At 53.2% G+C, this 1,595-nt stretch carries 1 rRNA gene; it reads left to right on the top strand.

Annotated features, from left to right (window positions below):
* The first annotated feature begins 51 nt into the window (after positions 1–51).
* Positions 52–1,582 (top strand): 16S ribosomal RNA (locus F2P45_RS34140).
* Positions 1,583–1,595 lie beyond the last annotated feature (13 nt).

Below are 1,595 nucleotides of genomic sequence, written 5' to 3'. Positions count from 1 at the left end.
TGTCAGTATTTTGAGTGAGCGATCTGTCCGCAAGGACATTAAACAGAGATTGAACTGAAGAGTTTGATCCTGGCTCAGATTGAACGCTGGCGGCATGCCTTACACATGCAAGTCGAACGGCAGCGCGGGGCAACCTGGCGGCGAGTGGCGAACGGGTGAGTAATATATCGGAACGTACCCTGGAGTGGGGGATAACGTAGCGAAAGTTACGCTAATACCGCATACGATCTAAGGATGAAAGTGGGGGATTCGCAAGAACCTCATGCTCCTGGAGCGGCCGATATCTGATTAGCTAGTTGGTGGGGTAAAGGCCTACCAAGGCATCGATCAGTAGCTGGTCTGAGAGGACGACCAGCCACACTGGAACTGAGACACGGTCCAGACTCCTACGGGAGGCAGCAGTGGGGAATTTTGGACAATGGGCGAAAGCCTGATCCAGCAATGCCGCGTGAGTGAAGAAGGCCTTCGGGTTGTAAAGCTCTTTTGTCAGGGAAGAAACGGTGGAGGCTAATATCCTCTGCTAATGACGGTACCTGAAGAATAAGCACCGGCTAACTACGTGCCAGCAGCCGCGGTAATACGTAGGGTGCAAGCGTTAATCGGAATTACTGGGCGTAAAGCGTGCGCAGGCGGTTTTGTAAGTCTGTCGTGAAATCCCCGGGCTCAACCTGGGAATTGCGATGGAGACTGCAAGGCTAGAATCTGGCAGAGGGGGGTAGAATTCCACGTGTAGCAGTGAAATGCGTAGAGATGTGGAGGAACACCGATGGCGAAGGCAGCCCCCTGGGTCAAGATTGACGCTCATGCACGAAAGCGTGGGGAGCAAACAGGATTAGATACCCTGGTAGTCCACGCCCTAAACGATGTCTACTAGTTGTCGGGTTTTAATTAACTTGGTAACGCAGCTAACGCGTGAAGTAGACCGCCTGGGGAGTACGGTCGCAAGATTAAAACTCAAAGGAATTGACGGGGACCCGCACAAGCGGTGGATGATGTGGATTAATTCGATGCAACGCGAAAAACCTTACCTACCCTTGACATGTACGGAAGCCACGAGAGATCGAGGCGTGCTCGAAAGAGAACCGTAACACAGGTGCTGCATGGCTGTCGTCAGCTCGTGTCGTGAGATGTTGGGTTAAGTCCCGCAACGAGCGCAACCCTTGTCATTAGTTGCTACGAAAGAGCACTCTAATGAGACTGCCGGTGACAAACCGGAGGAAGGTGGGGATGACGTCAAGTCCTCATGGCCCTTATGGGTAGGGCTTCACACGTCATACAATGGTACATACAGAGGGCCGCCAACCCGCGAGGGGGAGCTAATCCCAGAAAGTGTATCGTAGTCCGGATTGTAGTCTGCAACTCGACTACATGAAGTTGGAATCGCTAGTAATCGCGGATCAGCATGTCGCGGTGAATACGTTCCCGGGTCTTGTACACACCGCCCGTCACACCATGGGAGCGGGTTTTACCAGAAGTAGGTAGCTTAACCGCAAGGGGGGCGCTTACCACGGTAGGATTCGTGACTGGGGTGAAGTCGTAACAAGGTAGCCGTATCGGAAGGTGCGGCTGGATCACCTCCTTTCTAGAGTTGCACC

The sequence above is a fragment of the Massilia mucilaginosa genome (assembly GCF_011682145.1).
In the GTDB taxonomy this organism is placed as follows: Bacteria; Pseudomonadota; Gammaproteobacteria; order Burkholderiales; family Burkholderiaceae_D; genus Telluria_A; species Telluria_A mucilaginosa.
This window is presented reverse-complemented; position numbering and strand designations above follow the sequence as displayed.